This window comes from Xanthomonas sp. F1 (genome assembly GCF_014199855.1).
On sequence record NZ_JACHOK010000001.1, the window covers coordinates 155,071 to 176,663 of the forward strand.

The 21,593-nt window shown below is 67.7% G+C and carries 14 protein-coding genes and 1 tRNA gene; 3 read left to right on the top strand and 12 right to left on the bottom strand.

All coding sequences use genetic code 11. The features are described from left to right. Window positions 1–322: 322 nt before the first annotated feature. From GGR71_RS00680 to thrS, 9 genes are all read right to left on the bottom strand, one after another. A tRNA-Pro gene (locus tag GGR71_RS00680) sits at window positions 323–399 on the bottom strand. Window positions 400–499: 100 nt separating this feature from the next. Then, on the bottom strand, window positions 500–856 hold the full coding sequence (locus tag GGR71_RS00685) for a MerR family transcriptional regulator (protein WP_160957062.1): 357 nt from the start codon (window positions 854–856) through the stop codon (window positions 500–502). After that, window positions 837–1,136: an integration host factor subunit alpha gene (locus tag GGR71_RS00690; protein WP_003466661.1), complete on the bottom strand. Its 300-nt coding sequence runs from the start codon at window positions 1,134–1,136 to the stop codon at window positions 837–839. Before GGR71_RS00690 ends, GGR71_RS00685 begins: the two co-directional genes overlap by 20 nt. A 23-nt stretch (window positions 1,137–1,159) precedes the next feature. Then, window positions 1,160–3,538: a phenylalanine--tRNA ligase subunit beta gene (gene pheT / locus GGR71_RS00695; RefSeq protein WP_160957063.1), complete on the bottom strand. Its 2,379-nt coding sequence runs from the start codon at window positions 3,536–3,538 to the stop codon at window positions 1,160–1,162. 122 nt (window positions 3,539–3,660) lie between these two features. After that, window positions 3,661–4,656, bottom strand: coding sequence for a phenylalanine--tRNA ligase subunit alpha (pheS, locus tag GGR71_RS00700; protein ID WP_048489929.1), 996 nt, complete (start codon window positions 4,654–4,656; stop codon window positions 3,661–3,663). A 202-nt stretch (window positions 4,657–4,858) separates the two neighbouring features. After that, window positions 4,859–5,218, bottom strand: a complete 360-nt coding sequence (rplT, locus tag GGR71_RS00705) for a 50S ribosomal protein L20 (protein WP_010342859.1) — start codon at window positions 5,216–5,218, stop codon at window positions 4,859–4,861. Between the two features lie 10 nt (window positions 5,219–5,228). Next, entirely contained in the window at window positions 5,229–5,426 is a 198-nt protein-coding gene (gene rpmI / locus GGR71_RS00710) for a 50S ribosomal protein L35 (RefSeq protein ID WP_010342861.1), read from the bottom strand. 374 nt (window positions 5,427–5,800) lie between these two features. Then, the gene (infC, locus tag GGR71_RS00715) at window positions 5,801–6,340 is read right to left on the bottom strand and encodes a translation initiation factor IF-3 (protein ID WP_081481966.1); all 540 of its coding nucleotides are present in this window, start codon (window positions 6,338–6,340) and stop codon (window positions 5,801–5,803) included. 48 nt (window positions 6,341–6,388) lie between these two features. Next, window positions 6,389–8,293 (bottom strand): threonine--tRNA ligase, encoded by a 1,905-nt coding sequence (thrS, locus tag GGR71_RS00720; protein ID WP_160957064.1) that lies wholly within the window; start codon window positions 8,291–8,293, stop codon window positions 6,389–6,391. Window positions 8,294–8,622: 329 nt separating this feature from the next. Here thrS and GGR71_RS00725 point away from each other — a divergent pair, with 329 nt between their 5' ends. Next, window positions 8,623–9,687 carry a LacI family DNA-binding transcriptional regulator gene (locus GGR71_RS00725; protein ID WP_184451566.1) on the top strand — a complete coding sequence of 355 codons (1,065 nt, stop codon included), beginning with the start codon at window positions 8,623–8,625 and terminating at the stop codon, window positions 9,685–9,687. Window positions 9,688–9,818: 131 nt separating this feature from the next. On the opposite strand, the gene GGR71_RS00730 is transcribed toward GGR71_RS00725, so the two are convergent. From GGR71_RS00730 to GGR71_RS00740, 3 genes are read right to left on the bottom strand one after another with little or no spacing between them, the layout of a single operon-like run. Further along, entirely contained in the window at window positions 9,819–11,492 is a 1,674-nt protein-coding gene (locus GGR71_RS00730) for an alpha-amylase family glycosyl hydrolase (RefSeq protein ID WP_184451655.1), read from the bottom strand. A gap of 8 nt (window positions 11,493–11,500) precedes the next feature. Continuing rightward, window positions 11,501–12,985, bottom strand: a complete 1,485-nt coding sequence (locus GGR71_RS00735; protein WP_160957067.1) for an MFS transporter — start codon at window positions 12,983–12,985, stop codon at window positions 11,501–11,503. Then, the gene (locus GGR71_RS00740; protein WP_160957068.1) at window positions 12,982–15,183 is read right to left on the bottom strand and encodes an alpha-L-rhamnosidase-related protein; all 2,202 of its coding nucleotides are present in this window, start codon (window positions 15,181–15,183) and stop codon (window positions 12,982–12,984) included. The genes GGR71_RS00735 and GGR71_RS00740 overlap by 4 nt, the downstream gene beginning before the upstream one ends. Before the next feature lie 239 nt (window positions 15,184–15,422). On the opposite strand from GGR71_RS00740, the gene GGR71_RS00745 reads away from it, so the two are divergent. After that, complete coding sequence (locus tag GGR71_RS00745; protein ID WP_160957069.1) at window positions 15,423–17,516, top strand: glycoside hydrolase family 97 protein; 2,094 nt, start codon at window positions 15,423–15,425, stop codon at window positions 17,514–17,516. A gap of 483 nt (window positions 17,517–17,999) precedes the next feature. Next, window positions 18,000–20,747, top strand: coding sequence for a TonB-dependent receptor (locus GGR71_RS00750; RefSeq protein WP_160957070.1), 2,748 nt, complete (start codon window positions 18,000–18,002; stop codon window positions 20,745–20,747). Window positions 20,748–21,593: the final 846 nt, after the last annotated feature.

Here is a 21,593-nt window from a genome sequence, read left to right on the forward strand (position 1 = left end):
TAGCAAGGACGGGTGAACGTTCCATCGACGTGGTGTTAACGTGACCAATGTCAATGCATTGACGCTGCATCGCTCCCAGTTCTCGCGGGGCTTTCCGATTCGGCTGGGCGACAACGTCGCGCTGAAATGGCGCACTCCCGCGCTTTTTTGTCTACGGCACGTGCCCGCCGTCCCTTACGGCGTTACAGATCGCCCTGTGTGGCGACCCCGACACTCAGCCGGCATGCGCTGGACGTTCAGACGCCATATTCCCGGCGCCCCCGCCAGCCAGCCCCGCGTCCAAACAAAAAGGCCCATGTCACAGACATGGGCCTTCGAAAGATGGTCGGGGTAGCCGGATTCGAACCGACGACCACTAGTCCCCCAGACTAGTGCGCTACCAGGCTGCGCTATACCCCGATGTGTTGCGTCTCCGCCGTCATGGCGGGCCCGCCTTGCGGCGAGCTGGCGATTATAGCGGGTTTGCGGCGGCCATTCCTAGCGGCGGCGGCGCCGCGACTCAGCGCCGCAGCAATTGCAGGACTTCTTCCAGTTCCTGCCGCACCTGCTTGATGATCTGGTTGCTCAACGCCGATTCCTGGCGGGCACTCTCGCCGTCCAGGCGCAGGCGCGCGCCGCCGATGGTATAGCCCTGTTCGTACAGCAGGCTGCGGATCTGCCGCACCATCAGCACGTCGTGGCGCTGGTAGTAGCGGCGGTTGCCGCGCCGCTTGACCGGTTCCAGGCTGGGGAATTCGGTTTCCCAGTAGCGCAACACGTGCGGCTTGACGTCGCACAGCTCGCTGACCTCACCGATGGTGAAGTAGCGCTTGGCCGGAATCGGCGGAAGTTCGCGGTTACTGCCCGGGTCCAGCATATGCCTCCACTCGCTCCTTGAGCTTCTGTCCAGGACGGAAGGTCACCACCGTCCGCGCCGAAATCGGGATCTCTTCGCCGGTCTTGGGATTGCGGCCGGGCCGTTGGTTCTTGCGGCGCAGGTCGAAGTTGCCGAAACCGGACAGCTTCACCTGACGCCCCTGCTCGAGCGCATCGCGCAGCACGTCGAAGAACGCATCGACGAATTCCTTGGCCTCGCGCTTGTTCAGCCCGACTTCGTCGAACAACCGCTCGGCCATTTCCGCTTTGGTCAACGCCATTGCCCTGCTATCCCCTGTCCTTCTCAGCCGCGCATCCGCGCGTCGTGTTCGCGCGCCAGCGCGGCCACCGCATCGGCGACCACCGCCTCTACATCGCGGTCTGTCAGAGTGCGCGTGTTGTCCTGCAAAATCAAGCCCATAGCGAGACTCTTGCAACCCGCCTCGACCCCCGCGCCGACGTAGCGGTCGAACAGCACCACCTCGCGCAGCAAGGGCCCCACCGCCGCACGCACGCTACGCGCCAGCGCCGCCCAGCTCACCGCGTCCGGCACCACGAAGGCCAGGTCGCGACGCACCGACGGGAACCGCGACAGCTCGGCGGCGCGCGGCAGGGCGCGCGCGGCCAGCGGCGCCAGGTCCAGCTCGAACGCCAGCACATCGACGTCGATCTGCATCGCCTGCAGCAGCCGCGGGTGCAGCTGGCCGATCCAGCCGATCCGGGTCTCGTCGCGATAGACGTCGGCCGAGCGGGTCGGATGCGCGAACGGGTGCGTCGACGCACGGTAGTCCAGGCGCGCGCCGGAGGCCGCGGCCAGCGCTTCCAGGTCGCCCTTGAGGTCGTGGAAATCGACCTTGCGCGCCGGCAGGCCCCACTGCAGGGCGTCGGCATCGCCGCACACCGCCGCCGCCACCCGCTGGGTTTCGGTCGGCGCGGCGCCGGCTTCCGCCGCTGCGGCGAACACCTTGCCCAGCTCGAACAGGCGCACGCGCCCGGCCTGGCGCGCGGCGTTGCGGCCCAGCGCGGCGACCAGCCCCGGCAGCAGCGACGGACGCATCACTGCCAGCTCGGCGCTGAGCGGATTGGCCAGGGCCACGCGCCCGTCGTGCAGCCCCCACTGGTCCAGCAGCGTGGCGTCGACGAAGGCGTAGTTGATGGTTTCCAGCAGGTCGCGGGCCAGCAACTGCCGGCGCACGCTGCGCTCGTCCAGTTGGGTCTCGCTGTCCATGGCGATGCGGGTGGCGCCGCCCGGCAAGGTGGTCGGCAGGCGGTCGTAGCCGTGGATGCGGGCCAGTTCCTCGATCAGGTCTTCTTCGATGGCGATGTCGAAGCGGCGGCTGGGCGCGGTGACCTGCCAGCCATCGGCCGAGGCGACAACCTCCATGCCCAGCGCGCGCAGGATGCGCTCGACGTCGGCATCGGCGATCTCGATGCCGAGCACGCGCAGGATGCGCGCGCGGCGCAGCGCGATCGGCGCCGGCGCCGGCAGGAACTCCGGCAAGGCCGCCTCGACCACCGGCCCGGCGCGCCCGCCGGCCAGCTCCAGCACCAGCCGCGTCGCCAGTTCCAGCGCCTGCCGCGGCAGCGCCGGGTCCACGCCACGCTCGAAACGGTGGCCGGCATCGGTATGCAGGCCGAGCTTGCGCCCGCGGCCCATGATCGCCGCCGGGGCGAAATGCGCGGCCTCCAGGAACACGTGCCGGGTGGTCTCGGTGACGCGGGTGGCGTGGCCGCCCATCAGCCCGGCCAGCGCCACCGGCCGATCGGCATCGGTGATCAGCAGAAACGCCGGATCCAGCGCGGCCTCGCGGCCATCGAGCAGGGTCAGGGTCTCGCCGGCGCGGGCGTGGCGCACGCCGATCGGGCCCTGCAACGTGTCGAGGTCGAACGCATGCATCGGCTGGCCCAGTTCCAGCATCACGTACTGGGTGATGTCCACCAGCAGCGACAGCGGACGCACGCCGCTGCGGCGCAGGCGCTCGGCCATCCACAGCGGCGTCTTCGCCGCCGAATCCAGGTCTTCGACCACGCGACCGCAGTAGCGCGGCGCGTCGGCGCCCGCGTCCAGCGCGACCGACAGCGTGCGCTCGCTGCTCACCGCCGCCGGCGTCACCGCCAGCGGCAACACGTCGCTGCCGCAGGCCGCGGCCACGTCGTAGGCGATGCCGCGCACGCCGAAGCAGTCGGCGCGGTTGGGGGTGAGCTTGATCTCGATGCTGGCATCGGGCAGCCCCAGGTACTCGGTCAGCGCCTGGCCGATCGGCGCATCGTCGGGCAGTTCGAACAGGCCGGACGCGTCGCTGTCCAGACCCAGCTCCTTGGCCGAGCACAGCATGCCGTTCGATTCGACCCCACGCAGCTTGGCCGGCTTGATCGCGAGGCCGCCGACCTGCGCGCCGACCAGCGCCAGCGGCGCGGCCAGGCCTGGGCGCGCATTGGGCGCACCGCAGACGATCTGCAACAGCTCGCCCTGCCCGGCATCGACCCGGCACACCTGCAACCGGTCGGCCTCGGGATGCGGCGCGGCCTCGACGATCCGCGCCACCACCACCTGCTGCAGGCCGTCGCCGAGCGGCACGACCTCCTCGACCTCCAGGCCGATGGCGGTCAGGGTCGCCGTGAGCTGCTCACGCGTGGCCTGGGTCGGAACGTGGCTGCGCAGCCAGTTTTCGCTGAATTTCATTGGGGAGCCGGGATTGGGGATTCGGGAGTGGGGATTCGCAGGAGCGGTTACGCGTGGGACCGGAAGATTGGAAGGGAACTCGCTTCAACGAATCCCCAATCCCCACTCCCGAATCCCCGCCCTCAAGCAAACTGCCGCAGGAACCGCACGTCGTTCTCGAAGAAGGCGCGCAGGTCGTTGACGCCGTAGCGCAGCATCGCGAAGCGCTCCACGCCCATGCCGAAGGCGAAGCCGGTGTAGCGCTCCGGGTCGATGCCGACGTTGCGCAGCACGTTCGGATGCACCATGCCGCAGCCGAGCACTTCCAGCCAGCGGGTGCTGCCGTCGGGCTGCTGCCAGGCAATGTCGACTTCGGCGCCGGGTTCGACGAAGGGGAAGTAGCTGGGGCGGAAGCGCATCTGGAAATCGCGCTCGAAGAACGCGCGCACGAACTCGGCCAGGGTGCCCTTGAGGTCGGCGAAGGTCGCATGCTCGTCGACCAGCAGGCCTTCGACCTGGTGGAACATCGGCGAATGGGTCTGGTCGCTGTCGCTGCGGTAGACCTTGCCGGCGGCGATCATGCGCAGCGGCGGCGCATGCTCACCCATGTAGCGCACCTGTACGCCCGAGGTGTGGGTGCGCAGCAGGCGGCCATCGCCGAAATAGAAGGTGTCGTGCATCGCCCGCGCCGGATGGTGCGGCGGGAAGTTCAGCGCCTCGAAGTTGTGCCAGTCGTCCTCGATCTCGGGGCCGTCGGACAGCTCGTAGCCCAGCCGCGCGAAGATCTCGGTGATGCGCTCCAGGGTGCGGGTGACCGGATGCAGCCCGCCGCGTTCGCCGCGCCGGCCCGGCAGGGTCACGTCGATGCGCTCCTCGGCCAGGCGTGCGTCCAGCGCCGCGGTTTCCAGCAGCGTGCGGCGCTCGGCCAGCGCGGCGGAGACCGTGTCGCGCGCGCGGTTGATCGCCTCGCCGGCCAGCTTGCGCTGCTCCGGCGCCAGCGCACCGAGCTGCTTGAGCTGGGCGGTGATGCTGCCGCTCTTGCCGAGCAGCGCGACCCGCAGTTGCTCCAGCGCCTCCGGACTCTGCGCCGCGGCGATGTCCGCCAGCGCCTGCCCGCTCAGGGAATCGATCTCACTCATTGCACTCGCGCCTCACTGCTCCGGCCGAACCCGTGGCCACCGTGTCCCGCCGATGCGGAACCTCCCTACCCGGCAGGCGCCCCGTCGCCGGGACACCCAAAAACGCAAAAGGGGAAGGACTTGCGCCCTTCCCCTGCATGCCTGCGATGGCTCCCACCAAAACCCGCACATGGACGTGCGGGTTTTTGCGGAATTCGCAAACTTATGCCGCCAGCGCGCCCTTCGCCTTCTCCGCCAGGGCGGCAAAGCCCTGCGCGTCGTGCACGGCGATGTCCGCCAGCACCTTGCGGTCGAGGGTGATGCCGGCCTTGAGCAGGCCGTTCATGAAACGGCTGTAGCTCATGCCGTTGATGCGGGCCGCCGCGTTGATGCGGGTGATCCACAGCGAACGGAAATTGCGCTTCTTCTGCTTGCGGCCGATGTAGGCGTACTGCTGCGCCTTGATCACCGCCTGCTTGGCGACGCGGAAGACCTTGCGACGGGCGTTGTAGTAGCCCTTGGCGAGGTTCAGAACTTTCTTGTGACGACGGCGCGCCTGGACGCCACGCTTGACTCGAGCCATGGTTCAGTCCTCAGAGGTAGGGAAGCATACGGTCAAGACGGCCTGCGTCCTCGGCACGGACGTGGTTCGTCTGCCGCAGGTTGCGCTTCCGCTTGGTCGCTTTCTTGGTGAGGATGTGGCTACGGTTGGCGTGGCCGGCCTTGTACTTGCCGGAGGCGGTCTTGCGGAAACGCTTGGCCGCCGCCCGGTTGGTCTTGATCTTGGGCATTGCAATGTCCTTGATGGTGTTTTGTCACTGGTCAGGGCGGTGGCTGCGCCACACTTTCCGTCCGTGCCCTTACCTGCTTGTAAGCCCTTGATCCACTGAGGATCCGGGCGGGTCCTATTGCCACGCGAGCGGCAAACCCGATGAACTGGGCCGCGCATTATGCCAGGGCTTGGAATGCCTTGCAAATCGGGCGCTTGCGCGCCGGGAATCGGGAATCGGGAATCGGGAATCGGGAATCGGGAAGGCTGTGCCGGACGCAGCCACGGCGCAAGCACGCGGCGGCGGGCGCCGCGGTCGGGACATGCGAAAGGCCCTAGCAAGGCGCCCGACGGTCGCGCCCGCACATGGCGGGACGCGATCCTGACCTGCTGCGGTCAGCGCTTCTTCGGCGCGATCATCATCACCATCTGCCGGCCTTCCAGGCGCGGACGTGATTCGATGACGATGTCCTCGCCCAGATCGGCTTCGATCCGCGCGGCCATTTCGCGACCGAGCTCCTGATGGCTCATCTCGCGGCCGCGGAAGCGGATGTTGACCTTGACCTTGTCGCCTTCCTCGATGAAGCGGCGCATGTTGCGCAGCTTGATCTGGTAATCGCCTTCGTCCGTGACCGGACGGAACTTGATTTCCTTGATCTCGACCTGCTTGGTCTTCTTCTTGGCTTCGTTGGCCTTCTTCTGCTGCTCGAACTTGAACTTGCCGAAGTCCATGATCTTGCAGACCGGCGGATCGGCCTGAGGCTGGATCTCGACCAGATCCAGACCGTCTTCCTCGGCCATCGCCAGCGCTTCGTCGCGGCTCAACACGCCGACCATCTCGCCGTCCGCGCCGATCACGCGCACGCGCGGCACGCGGATCTCTTGGTTCTTGCGGTTCTGTTTGTTGTCAGGGGTACTGATGTTGCAATCTCCCAGGGGAATCGGACTGGCGCGGACGGAGGCTCCGTCCGTACCAGGGTGGTGTCACGCCAACTGCTCGGCGCGCAGCCGTTCGGCGAAGGCGGCGACCGACATGGTGCCCAGATCCTCCCCCGATCGCGTACGGACCGCAATCGCGCCGTTTTCCGTCTCGCGGTCACCTGCGACCAACAGGTACGGCACCCGCTGCAGCGTGTGTTCGCGAATCTTATAACCGATTTTTTCGTTCCGCAAATCGGCCTCGATGCGGAAGCCTTGATTTGCAAGGAGTTTCCGCACGCTGTCTACATAGTCTGCCTGCGCATCCGTGATGTTCATGACCACGGCCTGCACCGGCGCCAGCCAGGCTGGGAACATGCCGGCATGGTGCTCGATCAGGATGCCGATGAAGCGCTCCATCGAGCCGACGATGGCCCGGTGCAACATCACCGGATGCTTCTTCTGGCTGTGTTCGTCCACGTACTCGGCGCCGAGGCGGCCGGGCATCATGAAATCCACCTGCATGGTGCCGAGCTGCCAGGTGCGACCGATCGCGTCCTTCAGGTGGTACTCGATCTTCGGGCCGTAGAAGGCGCCCTCGCCCGGCAGTTCCTGCCACTCCACCCCGCAGGCGCCGAGCGCGGCGCGCAGCGCGGCCTCGGCCTTGTTCCAGGTGGCGTCGTCGCCGAGGCGCTTTTCCGGGCGCAAGGCGATCTTGATCTGGATATCGTCGAAGCCGAAGTCGCCGTACACCTTCAGCGCCTGCTGGTGGAAGGCGGTGACCTCGGCTTCGATCTGCTGCTCGGTGCAGAAGATGTGGCCGTCGTCCTGGGTGAAGCCGCGCACGCGCAGGATGCCGTGCAGCGCGCCGGACGGCTCGTTGCGATGGCACGCGCCGAACTCGCCGTAGCGGATCGGCAGGTCGCGGTAGCTGTGCAGGCCCTGGTTGAACACCTGCACGTGGCCGGGGCAGTTCATGGGCTTGACCGCGTAGGTGCGCTTCTCCGACTCGGTGAAGAACATGTTGTCCTGGTAGTTGTCCCAGTGGCCGGACTTCTGCCACAGCGACACGTCCAGGATCTGCGGGCAACGCACCTCGCCGTAGCCGCTGTCGCGGTAGACCTTGCGCATGTACTGCTCGACCACCTGCCAGATCGACCAGCCCTTCGGGTGCCAGAACACCAGGCCCGGGCCCTCTTCCTGCAGGTGGAACAGGTCCTGCTGCTTGCCGATCTTGCGGTGATCGCGCTTGTCGGCTTCCTCCATGCGCAGGATGTAGGCCTCGAGTTGCTTCTTGTCGGCCCAGGCGGTGCCGTAGATGCGCTGCAGCTGTTCGTTCTTGGCGTCGCCGCGCCAGTAGGCGCCGGAGATGCGGGTCAGCTTGAAGGCCTTGAGGAAACGCGTGTTCGGCACGTGCGGGCCGCGGCACATGTCCACGTATTCCTGGTGGTAGTACAGGCCCATCGCGGTGACGTCGTCGGGCATGTCCTCGATCAGGCGCAGCTTGTAGTCCTCGCCGCGCTGCTTGAACAGTTCGATCACCTCGGCGCGCGGGGTGACCTTCTTGATCACGTCGTAGTCCTGCGCGATCAGTTCCTGCATGCGCTTTTCGATCGCCGCCATGTCCTCGGGGGTGAACGGGCGCTCGCTGTAGATGTCGTAGTAGAAGCCCTCGGCGATGACCGGTCCGATCACCATCTTGACCTCGGGATACAGCTGCTTGACCGCGTGACCGACCAGGTGCGCGCAGGAGTGGCGGATGATCTCCACGCCCTCGGCGTCCTTGGCGGTGATCAGACGCAGGCTGGCGTCGTGGTCGATGACGTCGCAGGCGTCGACCAGGCGGCCGTCGACCTGGCCGGCGATGGTGGCCTTGGCCAGGCCGGGGCCGATGGACTGGGCCACGTCCATGGGGCTGACGGGATGTTCGAATTCGCGGCGGCTGCCGTCGGGGAGCGTGATCGTGATCATGGGAGTCGGCGAAAAGGGAAACGGGGAGGACGGCGTCCACGCCACCGCGGTGGCAGTCGCGGCGGGGCGCGGGACAGAAAGAAGGCGCCACCAGGGCGCCTGCTCGGACAGCCTTGGGCGGGAAATCAAGCGAGGGCGGTGGTAGTGCTCATGTCGCACGCTCGGCCGGCGTCGCCGCGGGCCACCCATGTCCGGATCTTGTGGTGGGGCAAGATGGTAAACCAATCTTTACCAAAACGGTAAATGCGGTTTTTACCAAATCGGTCATTCCTGATGCGCCTCCAAGGCCTACGCTGCGCCGCAGCAAGAGCTGCAGCAGGCGCCATGGCATGCTTCGACCACGTTTTCCCCGCACCGGAAGCACCGCCATCAAAGGCAAGGCCACATCGCTGGACATCGCTTATCTGGCAGGCGTATCGCAACCCACGGTTTCGCGCGCGTTGCGCGGCAGTCCGGCGGTCAATGAGCAGACCCGGCGCAAGATCCTGGCGATCGCGCGCGAGCTGAACTACAAGGTCGACAAGCATGCCTCCAGCCTGCGCCTGCGCAATGCCGGCACCCTGGCGCTGCTGTTCTTCGAAGATCCGACCACCGACGACTCGCTGATCAACCCGTTCTTCCACTCGATGCTGGGCTCGATCACCCGCGCCTGCGCCCGCCATGGCTACGACCTGCTGGTGTCGTTCCAGCAACTGTCGGACAACTGGCGCGCCGACTACGGCGACAGCCAGAAGGCCGACGGGCTGATCCTGCTCGGCTACGGCGACTACCTACAGGCGCAGCAGCGGCTGCAGCACCTGGTCGACCAGGGCACCCATTTCGTGCGCTGGGGCGCGGTGCTGCCCGGGCAGCCGGGGGTGTCGATCGGCAGCGACAACTTCCAGGGCGGCCACGACATCACCGCGCACCTGCTGGCGCAGAGCCGCCGCCGCATCGCCTTCCTCGGTGACGCCTCCAATCATTACCCCGAATTCCTGGAACGCTACCGCGGCCATCTGCAGGCGCTGCGTGCGGCCGGCGCCGAGGCCACGCCGGCGCTGCAGGTCGATGCGATCACCACCGAGCAGTCCGGCTACGAGGCCGCCCTGGCCTTGCTCGGCCGCGGCGAGCGCTTCGATGCGCTGTTCGCTGCCAGCGACCTGATCGCGATCGGCGCACTGAAGGCCTTGCGCGAGCACGGCCTGCGCGTGCCCGAAGACGTAGCCCTGGCCGGTTTCGATGATATCCCGGTGGCCGCCAGCGTCGATCCGGCGTTGTCGACGGTGCAGCAGGACACCAAGCTGGCCGGCGCGGTGCTGGTGGACACCTTGCTAGCGCAGATCGCCGGGCAGCCGGTGAGCAGCCGCACCCTGCCAGTGACGCTGGCGCTGCGCGGTTCTTCGCTGCGCAGCTGACGCGGCCGGCCTGCGTCACGGCAGCACAACCGCCTGTCGGCAGCCCGGGACCTCAGAGAACCGGTAGGCACGCACGCTGCACGCCGAGTCCCGCAGCCCTGCGCGATTACGCCACGCCTGCCGCGCCGCGTTCAGTGCGCCGGCGCCACCCCGTCCTTGGCCGCCATCAGCCAGCGCAGCCGCGCGCGCAGGTCCGGACGCACGATCGGCGCATCGGACAGGAACACGCGCACGCCGTGCGCCGGGACCTCGGCGCGCAGCGCATCGGTCACCTCGGTGGCGCTGCCGTCGAAGCCGTCGTGCCAGCTACCGGGCTGCAGGTAGCGGCGCACCTCCAGCGTGCGTGGCACATCGCTCTTGTTGAGCAGCACCAGCGCGGTCTGGGTGCTGCCCGCGTGCTGGAACACCCTGTAGAACACCGCCTCGTCGCCGGACAACTGCAGATTGAGCTGCAGGCCGCGCTGCAGCGCCGGACTGCGTTGGCGCAGCGTGGCGATGCGCCGCAGCGGTGCGAAGATCGGGCTGCTCGGCGCGGCGTTCACCCGCTCCTGGCCGAAGTAGTTGCGGTTGCCGGCGTGCTCGGCGCGGCCGCGCATGAAGCCGGTTTCCGAGCCGTAGTAGATCACCGGAATACCGCGCGCGGTGAACAGCCAGTTGTGCGCGTCGATGAAGCCGGCGTCGCTGGCATCCAGCCGCGCCATGTCGTGGTTGTCGTAGAAGGTCATCAGCTCGTACGGATTGGCGTACGGACCCCGCTCCAGGTACAGCGCCGGCTGCAGCGTCTCGTAGCCGCGCCGGGCGTGACCGAACGTCGACGCCAGCGCCTGCTTGAGCGGAAAATCCAGCACGCTGACGCCGGCGTTGCTGGCCCAGGTGTGGCCGGCGATCTTGCGCGCGTCGTAGTCGAAGTCCTCGCCGAACATGAACATGCCCGGGCGCTGCGCGCGGATGCGGCGCACGAATTCGTGCCAGAAGCTGTCGGGCATCCAGCCGATGGTGTCGATGCGGAACGCATCGGCGCCCTGCCCCAGCCACTGCGAATAGGCGCCGACCAGATACTCCATTACCGCCGGATTGCGCTCGTTGAAGTCGGACAGCTGTGCCAGGTTGCCGCCGGTGTTGTAGAACGCGTGCAGCGGGTTGTGCGCCGGGTCCAGCTTGGAGGGTGGCAGGTTCTGGTGGTCGGCGATGAGCTTGCCGTCGCGGTCGACCACCTGGCCGAACATCGGCTGCCGCTTGGGCATGGTCCAGGCCGGCGAGCCGTGGTTGCCGACGATGTCCAGCACCACCTTCAACTGCTGCGCGTGCATGGCCTGGGTGAAGCCGGCGAAATCCAGCCCCGGGCTCGGCAGATGCTCGTCGAGCTTGTAGAAGTTGACGCCCCAGTAGCCGTGGTAGCCGGTCTTGCCGCGGTCGCTCAGCGAACTGCCCCAGGTGATCGGCTTGCCGCCGGTGAAGGCCTCGTCCGGATTGTCGACGATCGGAGTGATCCACACCGCGCCGAAGCCCAGGTCGCGGATGTAGCCGGCGTTGTCGACCACGCCCTTGAAGTCGCCGCCGAGGTAGCCGATGTTGTCGCTCTCGCCCGGCGGCGCCGGGATCGGGATGTCGAAAGTGCGATGCGCGCCGCCCTGGTCGCGATGATCGTTGCCCGGATCGCCGTTGACGAAGCGATCGGTGACCACGAAGTACACCGCCTCGCTGGCGAACGGCTCCAGCGTGCCGTAGAACTCCTCCTGCGCCGGCGCCTGGGCCTGCGCCGACGCGGCGCAGGCACCCAGCAGGGCCAGCGCCAACAGCGACATCCGATCGATCATGCGTTCGCTCCCGAATCCGACGGCACCCACAGCACGCACAGCGCGGCGACCAGCAGGCTGCCGCCGCCGATCGCCAGGGCATACAGCGGCCGGCCGCCGAGCCAGTGCGTGAGCACGAAGCCGAGCACGCTGACCGCGACCAACTGCGGGATCACGATGAAGAAATTGAAGATGCCCATGTATACGCCCATCTTCGCCGCCGGCACGCTGTCCGACAGCAAGGCATAGGGCAGTGACAGGATCGACGCCCAGGCGAAGCCCACCCCGACCATCGACAACAGCAGCCACTGCGGATCGCGGATCCACAGGAACGACAGCAGGCCGGCCGCGCCCAGGCACAGGTTGAGCAGATGGCTCACGCGCAGCCCGCAGGCGCGTACCAGCAGCGGGATCGCGATCGCCGCCAGCGCAGCGAAGCCGTTGTAGGCGGCGAACAGCACGCCGACCCAGTTTGCCCCCTCGTTGTACGCGGCCGAGGTCGCATCGTGGGTGCCGTAGTGGGTCTGGGTGACCGCGGCGGTGGTGTAGATCCACATCGCGAACAGCGCGAACCAGGAGAAGAACTGCACCCAGGCCAGGCGCCGCATCGCCTGCGGCATGGTCTGCAGGTCGCAGACGATGGCCGCCAGCATGTACCCGCGGCGCAGGCGCGGCGCCACGCCCTGCAGCACGCCGTAGCCGATGCACAGCCCGGCCAGCACATACAGCATGCGGTCGCCGCCACTGAAGGCGATCGTCGCCGACCCGGCGATGCCCACGGCGCACCACAGCGTCGCGGCGACATCGGCGTGGCGAGGCTGCGTCGCAGTGACGGCCGGCGTGGCGTCGTCGAAGCCGTGCAGATCCTCGGGCGGATACTCGCGGGTGCGCAGCACGGTCCAGCCGATGGACAGGAACAGCACCGCGCCGCCGAGATAGAACGCGTAGCGCACCGTCGCCGGCACTTCGCCAGGGGCGGCGGTATTGCTGACGCCCCAGTGCGCCAGCAGCCACGGCAGCATGCTCGCCACCACCGCACCGACGCCGATGAAGAAGCTCTGCATGGCGTAGCCAGTGGCGCGCTGACGCGTCGGCAACTGGTCGCCGACGAAGGCGCGGAACGGCTCCATCGAGATGTTGATCGAGGCGTCCAGCACCCACAGCGTCCCGGCCGCCACCCACAGCGCGGGCGAGTTCGGCATCACCAGCAACGCCAGCGTGGTGAACAGCGCGCCGACCATGAAGTACGGCCGGCGCCGCCCAAAACGGTTCCAGGTGCGGTCGGACAGGTAACCGACGATCGGCTGCACGATCAGTCCGGTGAGCGGTGCGGCGATCCACAGCCCGGGCACCTGCTCCATGTCCGCGCCGAGGGTCTGGAAGATGCGGCTGGCGTTGGCGTTCTGCAGCGCGAAGCCGAACTGGATGCCCAGGAAGCCAAAGCACATGTTCCAGATCTGCCAGAACGACAGCGCCGGCTTGGCGCGTGGCAAGGCGCTCATGGGCGCTCCTCCGTTGTGCCGGCCGGTGCGATCAGCAGCGCGGCGACGTCGGCGGCATTGACCACGCCATCGGCGCCACCCTGGCCACCGGTGTAGCGCGCGAAGTGCTGTAGCGCACTCATGTTCGCCGCCGGCAGCAACCGCGCGACGCAACGCTGCCCGGCCTGCAGCGCGAACAGCGCCGCCGTGGAGGTCTGCTCGCCGACGCTGTGCGGCATCACCAGCGGCTGCGACTGCGGCGACGCTTCGCCGCACTGCACCTGCAGGCGTTTGACCGCGGCGGTGACGCCGGTGTTGATCGGGCCATGCGCGTTGACGTAACGCAGGCTCAGCCGATACACGCCATCGTGCGGCGCCGTCCAGGCCCAGTCATCGGCGCCGTCCACGCGCGCCACGTCGCCGACGCAGACGGTGGGGCTATGCAACGACTCCCAACGCGCGCCCTGCCGTGTCAGGCTCAGGCATTGCACGCGCTCGGCCAGCGGCAACAGCGCGCGGTCAGCGCTTCCGGGGTGCGCCTGCCCATCGACGTACAGCACCGTGTCCGCGGCCGCCTGCACACGCCAGCCCTGCGCCTCACGCCGCACCTGTGGCGCCGTTGGTGCCAGCGGTGCGAAGGCGTCCGCGGCCGTGAGCATTTCCAGGGACGCACTGCCGCTGTGGCGCGGCACTAGGTCGACGGTGGTCACGCCGTCCTGGCTGTGGGACTTGCCGGCGACCAGCAGATCGCCCTGCAGTTGCGCCGGACGCCGCAGCACGATGCGCCGGTCCTGCAGTTGCAACGCGATCTCCTGGCGCTCGCCGAACAGCAGCGGCACCAAGCTGGTCGGCAGCTTGGGCAGCACGCGGCCGTCGTCCTCCACACCGAACACGCCCTCGATCACCATCGCCAGGTAGCCGGCGACCGACCACAGCTGCCGCGGCGAATTGACCACCGGGCCGCTGAGGGGACCATCGTCGACATGCACGGCCTGGCTCAGGAACTCGTAGTTCTCCATGTTCGAACCGGCCAGCGCGGCGCCGCGCAATAGCGAGCGCACTTCCAGATCGATGCGTGCGCTGTTGTCGGTCTGCCGCGCCGCGCGCAGCGCGTAGGCGCTGACAAATGGCCAGATCGCCCGGTTGTGGTAGATCGGCACCTCGCGCTGCTGCGGCCATACCACCGGGCTGCCCGCCTCCACCGCGGGATAGCGGGCCAGCGCCTGGCGCGCGCGCGCGGGCGGCAGCACGTCGGCCAGCACCGCCAGCGACAGGCCCAGCAGATCGTAGCTTTCGTAGCGCACCGGATGCTCGGCCGTGCCGATGTAGCCGACGTAGGTACCGCGATCCTCGCGCCAGAAACGCTGCGCGATCGCCTGGCGCAGCGCGTCGGCCCAGCCGGCGTAGCGCGCAGAGGCCTGCGTGTCGCCCTGCGCACGGGCCAGGCGCTCGCCCAAGCGCAGCGCCTGGTAATGCAGCACGTTGGTCGACAACGCGAAGGAACTGGCGATGAAGCCGACGTCCTCGCGGGTCCAGGCCGGATAGGTTTGCTCGCGCCAGTCCAGGAACGAGGTCTCGCCGCGGTACAGGCCGATGCGCGGGTCGAACGCGAACGCGCGATCCTGCGCCAGCGTGGCGGTCAGCGCGGCACGCGTATCGGCGGCGAAGCCTGGGTCGTCCAGCAGGTGGCGCGCGGCCAGGAACCACACCACGCGGTCGCTGCTCACCGGCCAGCTGCCGCCGGAGCCGGTGTCCTGCGCCACGAACAGCCCCGGCAGCGCGTCGGCGCCACGCATCGGCGACAGCTTGAAGCGCAGCGAGCGGCGCGTCCGCTCGGGATCCAGCCGCGCCAGGGCCAGGTCAGCGGCATAGCTGACATCGCGGGTCCACACGTAGGGCCAGCGCTCGCCGGTCTGGTAGCAATCGCACGGCAACGGTTTGCCGTGATCGAACGCCGGGTCGCGGATCGCCTGCACCTGGTCGTCGCGTAGCTCCTGCTGCGCCAGCGCGAACAGCGCATCGAACAGCAGGCTGTCGGTCTCGCTGCGCAGCGGCTGCGCCGGCACGGTGTGCGTGCCCGACGCCGCGCGCAGCACGAAGCCGCCGTCGGCGCTGGCCTCGGCCTGCGCGGTCTGGCCGCGCCATTGCAATGACGTCTGTCCAGCAGACGCCGACGCCGCAGCACCCAAGGTGGCGGCCAAGCAGATCATCTTCAGCATCGAAGCGGCAGACCGGCTCGCACCGATCGACCTCCCTCCCTCTTTGCCTGCATGGTGGAAGCGCAGGCCGGCATGCCGGCGCTGCGGTCGCCGCCTCCGCATCGCGGGGCGCTGCGGACATGGTAGACGGACGGCACTGTGGCGCGTGTAGGTGCATACGTATTCATCGCATGCGCCACGGCGGCCCCGGACCGCGTCGCTATAGTCGATGCGCTGCCACGGTCGCCCTGGGAGGGGATATGCCGCTGTTTGATGTCTTGTCGCGCCTGCGTCTGCCGTCGCTGCTGGCGAGCGTGTTGTGGTGCGTTGCGCCATGCCTGCACGCCGCTCCGCAGACGGTGGCCAGCGTGGACTCGCCGGACAAGATCCTGCGCGTGTCCGTGCAACTGGACGACGGCCGCCCCAGCTATCGCGTGCAGCGCCTGGGCGAGCCAGTGATCGGCGAATCGCGGCTCGGCTTCCAGTTGCGCGACGGCAGCCTGGATCGCGACCTGACGCTGCTCGACCAGCGCAGCCGCAGCGTCGACGAAACCTGGGAGCAGCCCTGGGGCGAGCGCCGCTACGTGCGCAACCACTACAACGAGCTGCGCGTGGACCTGGGCGAGCGCGGCGGCCGTCAGCGTCGCTTCGCCGTGGTGTTCCGCGTCTACGACGACGGGCTCGGCTTCCGCTACCGCTTTCCGCAGCAGGCCGGCATGCAGGAAGCCATCATCGACGAAGAACTCACCGAGTTCGACATCGTCCCCGAGGCGACCGCCTGGTGGATTCCCGCCGGCGCCCCCATCCACTATGAATACCTGTACCGACGCACGCCACTGCGCGAAGTGCCGCTGGCGCACACGCCGTTCACCCTGCGCAGCCAGGACGGCCTGCACCTGGCCATCCACGAGGCGGCCCTGGTCGATTACGCCGGGATGTGGCTGCGCCGCGGCGAAGGCCAGCGCCTGCACGCGCAACTGTCGCCGTCGGCGGAAGGCGGGAAGGTCCGTCGCGCCCTGCCCTTCGACACGCCGTGGCGGACGCTGCAGATCAGCGACACCGCCGGCGGCCTGGTCGATTCCAACCTGATCCTCAACCTCAACGAACCCAACGCGCTGGGCGACGTGAGCTGGGTGCACCCGGCCAAGTACATCGGCGTGTGGTGGTCGATGCACCTGAACCAGGAAACCTGGGCGCGCGGCCCCAAGCATGCCGCCACCACCGCCAACACCCGCCGCTACATCGACTTCGCTGCGGCGCACGGCTTCCGTGGCGTGCTGGTCGAAGGCTGGAACCCTGGCTGGGACGGCAACTGGGTCGGTAATGGCTACGACTTCGACTTCACCCGTGCCACCGCGGACTTCGACATCGCCGCGCTAAGCGCCTATGCGGCGAAGAAGGGCGTGCACCTGATCGGCCACCATGAGACCGGCTGCGCGGTGGAGCACTATGAAGACCAGCTCGATGCGGCGCTGGACCTGTACGCGCAGTTGGGCGTGGACACCTTCAAGACCGGCTACGTCTGCGACGACGGCCAGGTGGACCGGCGCAATCCGGCCGGTGGCCCGCTGTGGCGCGAATGGCACGATGGCCAGTTCATGGCCCGCCACCATCTCAAGGTGGTGCAGGAGGCAGCGAAGCGCCACCTGTCGGTCAACGCCCACGAGCCGATCAAGGACACCGGCCTGCGCCGCACCTACCCGAACTGGCTCTCGCGCGAAGGTGCGCGCGGCATGGAGTACAACGCCTGGGGCGAGCCGCCGAACCCGCCGGAGCACGAAGTGAACCTGGTGTTCACGCGGATGCTGGCCGGGCCGATGGACTACACCCCCGGCATCCTCAGCCTGAAGGGCCGCGGCGGACGCGCGATTCCCAGCACGCTGGCGCGGCAACTAGCGCTGTACGTGACCTTGTACAGCCCGATCCAGATGGCGGCCGACTTGCCCGAACACTATCTGCAACACCGCGACGCCTTCCGCTTCATCGAGGACGTGGCAGTGGACTGGGACGACAGCCGCGTGCTCGACGGCGAGATCGGCGAGTACGTGACCATCGTGCGCAAGGACCGCCACAGCCGCGACTGGTTCCTCGGCAGCATCACCGATGCGCACGGCCGCGTGTTGCCGATCGCGCTGGGCTTCCTCGAACCGGGCGTGCGCTACCGCGCCGAGATCTACCGCGACGGCGACGCCGCCGACTACCAGCACAATCCGTTCGACTTCGTGCGCGAACAGCGCGAGGTCACCAGCCGCGATCAGGTGCAGCTGAAGCTGGCCCCCGGTGGCGGCCAGGCGATCCGCTTCGTGCCGCTGGATCCGGCGCCGGCCGCCGGTGGCTCGGCTGCATCGCGCTAACGCGGCACTGTGCCGCCGGCAGCACCGGCGGCGGAGGCGCTCGGTGTCTGGTCACTGACCTCGCGTATCCGCCGCCGCGCCAGCATGCGTGAAGGCGGCACCGCTGCGCACGGCATCGGCACTGTCTTGTCTCGGCAAGGGACTGCGCCGCGCCTCGGCAGCGCGACCAGGAACGCGCAGACCTATGCACAACCACATCGCCGCAGCGCGTAGCGCCGAGCGTTCGTGACGGACAAGCTCGGCAGCATCGACCCGCATGTTCACAGAGCCGCTGGCGTAGCCGCCCGCACACGACATTGCGATCCTGAAAGCGCTTCCAATGCGATGCGTTCCAGTGAATACGTATGCAGCGGGCGTTCGCGACGAAGCCGCGTGTCTACCATACAGCGCAATCGCGACACCGCCCTGCGGCTGCGCGACACGCACATCCGGCCGCCTCGCCGGTTCAGACATTCGCAAGACAACATTGCCTGGGAGGGGAAAATGTTGAACCACAAGCGCAACGCGCTGACGCTGGCGCTGGCCGTCGCGATGACGCCGCTGCTGGCCGCCGCACAGTCCGAGACCGCCACCACGTCCAAGGATCCGGTCACCGAACTGGACAAGGTCCAGGTGACCGGCATCCGCCGCGGCATCGAGAACGCCATCGCGATCAAGCAGGATTCCACGTCCATCGTCGAGGCGATCTCGGCCGAGGACATCGGCAAGCTGCCGGACGTGAGCATCGCCGAATCGCTCGGCCGCCTGCCCGGCCTGGCCGCGCAGCGCGTCGCCGGCCGCGCCCAGGTGATCAGCGTGCGCGGCCTGTCGCCCGACTTCGCCACCACCCTGCTCAACGGCCGCGAAGTGGTCAGCACCGGCGACAACCGCAGCGTCGAGTTCGACCAGTACCCCTCGGAACTGGTCAACGGCGTGACCGTGTACAAGACGCCCGATGCAGGCCTGGTCGGCCAGGGCCTTTCCGGCACCATCGACATGCAGACCGCGCGCCCGCTGAGCTTCCCGGACCGGGTGATCGCCATCAGTGGCCGCCTACAGAAGAGCTCGCTCGGCAAGGCCGCCGATGTCGACGCCTTCGGCAATCGCTTCAGCGCCAGCTACATCGACCAGTTCCTGGACAACACCCTGGGCGTGTCGATCGGCTATGCCCACAGCGACATGCCGATCCAGGAGAACCAGGTCGGCCTGTACGAGCCGTGGACCACGCAGAACACCGACAGCGGCAGCCGTCCCGGCGTGGCCCCGGGCACCTACTTCTCCGACGGCATCAAGGCGCTGCGCCGCACCGGCAACAACAAGCGCGACGGCGTGATGGCGACCGTGCAGTTCCGCCCGTCCAGCAGCTGGACCAGCACCTTCGACGCGTTCCATACCGAAGCCGAGCAGATCGACACCGCCAATCAGTTCGAGGTCAATCTCAGCAACTATAACGGCGGCTACACGCCGGGCCTGCTGATCACCAATCCGCAGGTCGACGCCAGCGGCAGCTTCACCGGCGGCACCGCCAGCGGCGTGTATCCGCTGGTGCGCGGCATGTACAACAAGCGCAAGGACAAGATCGACGCGTTCGGCTGGAACAACGAGTTCAACCTCGGCAGCGTGCGCCTGATGGCCGACCTCAACTACTCCAAGGCCACCCGCAAGGAGCTGAACCTGGAGAACAACCTGCAGTTGGTGCCGATGCCGCAGCTGGACACGGTCGGCCTCGTGATCAAGCCCAACGACTTCTCGCAGATCACGCCCGGCCGCGACTACTCCGACCCGAACAACCTGTTCCTGACCAACACCATCTACGGCTCCGGCTACGGCAAGGTGCCTGAGGTCGAGGACCGTCTGAAGGGTGGCCGCCTGGCGGCGACGCTGCCGGTGCCGCAAGCGCTGACCTGGTTCTCGGACATCGACGTCGGCGTGAACTACGCCGACCGGCGCAAGCAGAAGACCCAGGCCGAAGGCAACATCCTGCTCGGCGCGCAGGGCGATACCAGCATTGCCAGCGACCTGCAGTACGACCCGGTCAACCTCGGCTTCGCCGGCATCGGCACGATCCCGGCCTGGAACGTGCCGGCGGCGGTCTCGCGCTACATGACCTTCAATCCGGTCACCAACCTGGACTATCTGATCCCGAAATCGTGGACCGTGCAGGAGAAGATCACCACGGCCTGGGTCCGCGCCAACATCAACACCGACATCGGCGAGGTCGGCGTGCGCGGCAATATCGGCGTGCAGCTGCAGCATGCCGACCAGAGCTCGCAGTCCAGCTACTTCGACCAGTCCCGTCCTGCTGGCCAGAACGTACTGCCGATCGACGCCGGCAAGACCTACAACGACTGGCTTCCCAGCCTCAACCTGGCCTTCCTGTTCCCGCACCAGCAGACCCTGCGCTTCGCGGCGGCCAAGCAGGTGGCGCGACCGCGCGTGGACCAGATGCGCGCCGGCCTGGATTTCGGCGTCGACACGTCCACCGGCAAGCCCGGCGGCAGCGGCGGCAATCCCCTGCTCGATCCGTGGCGGGCCAACGCGCTGGACCTGTCGTACGAGAAGTATTTCGGCGAGAAGGCCTACGTCGCGGCGGCGGTGTTCTACAAGGACCTGAAGAGCTACATCTACACGCAGTCGCGCGACGACTACGATTTCTCCGCCCTGCTCGCCAGCTACGTGCGCCCGCCCAACATGACCGTGCCGGTGCAGACCACCGGCACCTTCTCCTCGCCGCAGAACGGCAAGGGCGGCACCCTGCGCGGCCTGGAGCTGACCGCCTCGCTGCCACTGGACATGTTCACCGACAGTCTGCGCGGCTTCGGCATCCAGGCCAGTGCCACGTTCAACGACAGCGACATCAAGGTCGTCGATCCCGAAAGCGCTTCCAGCGTCGGCTCGGCGCCGATCGACCTGCCCGGCCTGTCCAAGCGCGTGTACAACTTCACCGCCTACTACGAGCGCAACGGCTTCGAGGCGCGCGTCAGCCAACGGCGGCGTTCGGACTTCATCGGCGAGATCGGCAACTTCAACGGCAACCGCACGCTGCGCTACGTGGTCGGCGAGAACGTCACCGATGCCCAGGTCAGCTACACCTTCGCCGACGGCAGCACCCTGGCCGGGCTGAGCCTGCTGTTGCAGGCGAGCAACCTGACCAACTCGCCCTACCGCACGTACGCCGGTACCAAGGACCGTCCGCTGGAGTACATCGAATGGGGACGCACCTACATGCTGGGCGTGAACTACAAGTTCTGAGCCACGTGTAACGGATGCAGACGACACGCCCGCCGGCTCAACCGGCGGGCGTTTTCGTTGAGGCGATTGCAGCGTCCGGCGGTGGCGAGTGCCGGAATGCCGGATGCGAGACGCCGGGCAACAAAACGATGGGATCAGGAGTGTGCAGCGCCGCTGGTCTTTTTCGATCGGGATGAAAACGAGCGATTTGGAGAGCGCATGCCCACCTTCCCGCATACGAGGAAGAGCCACGCCAGCGCTTCCGAGTCGCTACTCCGAACCGCCCCACCAGGGTGTATTGCGGGAGATGGAGCCGCGACAAAGCGGTCCGGCCGCGATGGATCGAGACCAGCTCGACCATCGTCAACGACGGCTTTCAGCCTGAAGCCCGCGAGAGCACGGAGCTGCCAGCAAGCGAAAAGCCAGCGTTCCAGATCGCCGAGGTTGGCACACGCACGGGCGTCGCGGTCATGGCAATGCATGCCAGCGCAGCGCGCATGACGGATGCGTGGCCGCGTCGCCGGCTCGGGAAGGCGGAGGGATGGAACTGTCTGTGGTGTGGACCAGCACGGCAAAGTCCACGCCCCGCCCTTCTGATTTCAGGACGGGATTCGTGTCGGCGGCCACACATGCACTGATTAGCGGGCGCACCACCTGCCAAGACGTCGTGGCCACCGCAACATGCCCCTGACGGGCGCGGTCACTGTCGCTCGATCGCCACCGTCCAATCGAGCGCCATCGGCGTACGCGACGCTAGCCGGCACGATGCAGGCGGACTGTCTCTTCAACGATCGGCACCTTCTGCAGTGCCGCAGCCGCATCAGCAGCGATGCGGCAGATCCATCGACAGCAATCACCCAGCCGACG

Excerpts from the sequence above, each read along its gene's own strand:
- thrS (WP_160957064.1), bottom strand. The coding sequence starts at position 8,293 with ATGATCACGATCACGCTCCCCGACGGCAGCCGCCGCGAATTCGAACAT.
- GGR71_RS00750 (WP_160957070.1), top strand. The coding sequence starts at position 18,000 with ATGTTGAACCACAAGCGCAACGCGCTGACGCTGGCGCTGGCCGTCGCG.
- GGR71_RS00730 (WP_184451655.1), bottom strand. The coding sequence starts at position 11,492 with ATGTCGCTGTTGGCGCTGGCCCTGCTGGGTGCCTGCGCCGCGTCGGCG.
- GGR71_RS00745 (WP_160957069.1), top strand. The coding sequence starts at position 15,423 with ATGCCGCTGTTTGATGTCTTGTCGCGCCTGCGTCTGCCGTCGCTGCTG.
- rpmI (WP_010342861.1), bottom strand. The coding sequence starts at position 5,426 with ATGCCCAAGATCAAGACCAACCGGGCGGCGGCCAAGCGTTTCCGCAAG.
- pheS (WP_048489929.1), bottom strand. The coding sequence starts at position 4,656 with ATGAGTGAGATCGATTCCCTGAGCGGGCAGGCGCTGGCGGACATCGCC.
- GGR71_RS00685 (WP_160957062.1), bottom strand. The coding sequence starts at position 856 with ATGCTGGACCCGGGCAGTAACCGCGAACTTCCGCCGATTCCGGCCAAG.
- GGR71_RS00690 (WP_003466661.1), bottom strand. The coding sequence starts at position 1,136 with ATGGCGTTGACCAAAGCGGAAATGGCCGAGCGGTTGTTCGACGAAGTC.
- GGR71_RS00740 (WP_160957068.1), bottom strand. The coding sequence starts at position 15,183 with ATGCTGAAGATGATCTGCTTGGCCGCCACCTTGGGTGCTGCGGCGTCG.
- GGR71_RS00735 (WP_160957067.1), bottom strand. The coding sequence starts at position 12,985 with ATGAGCGCCTTGCCACGCGCCAAGCCGGCGCTGTCGTTCTGGCAGATC.
- GGR71_RS00725 (WP_184451566.1), top strand. The coding sequence starts at position 8,623 with ATGCTTCGACCACGTTTTCCCCGCACCGGAAGCACCGCCATCAAAGGC.
- pheT (WP_160957063.1), bottom strand. The coding sequence starts at position 3,538 with ATGAAATTCAGCGAAAACTGGCTGCGCAGCCACGTTCCGACCCAGGCC.
- rplT (WP_010342859.1), bottom strand. The coding sequence starts at position 5,218 with ATGGCTCGAGTCAAGCGTGGCGTCCAGGCGCGCCGTCGTCACAAGAAA.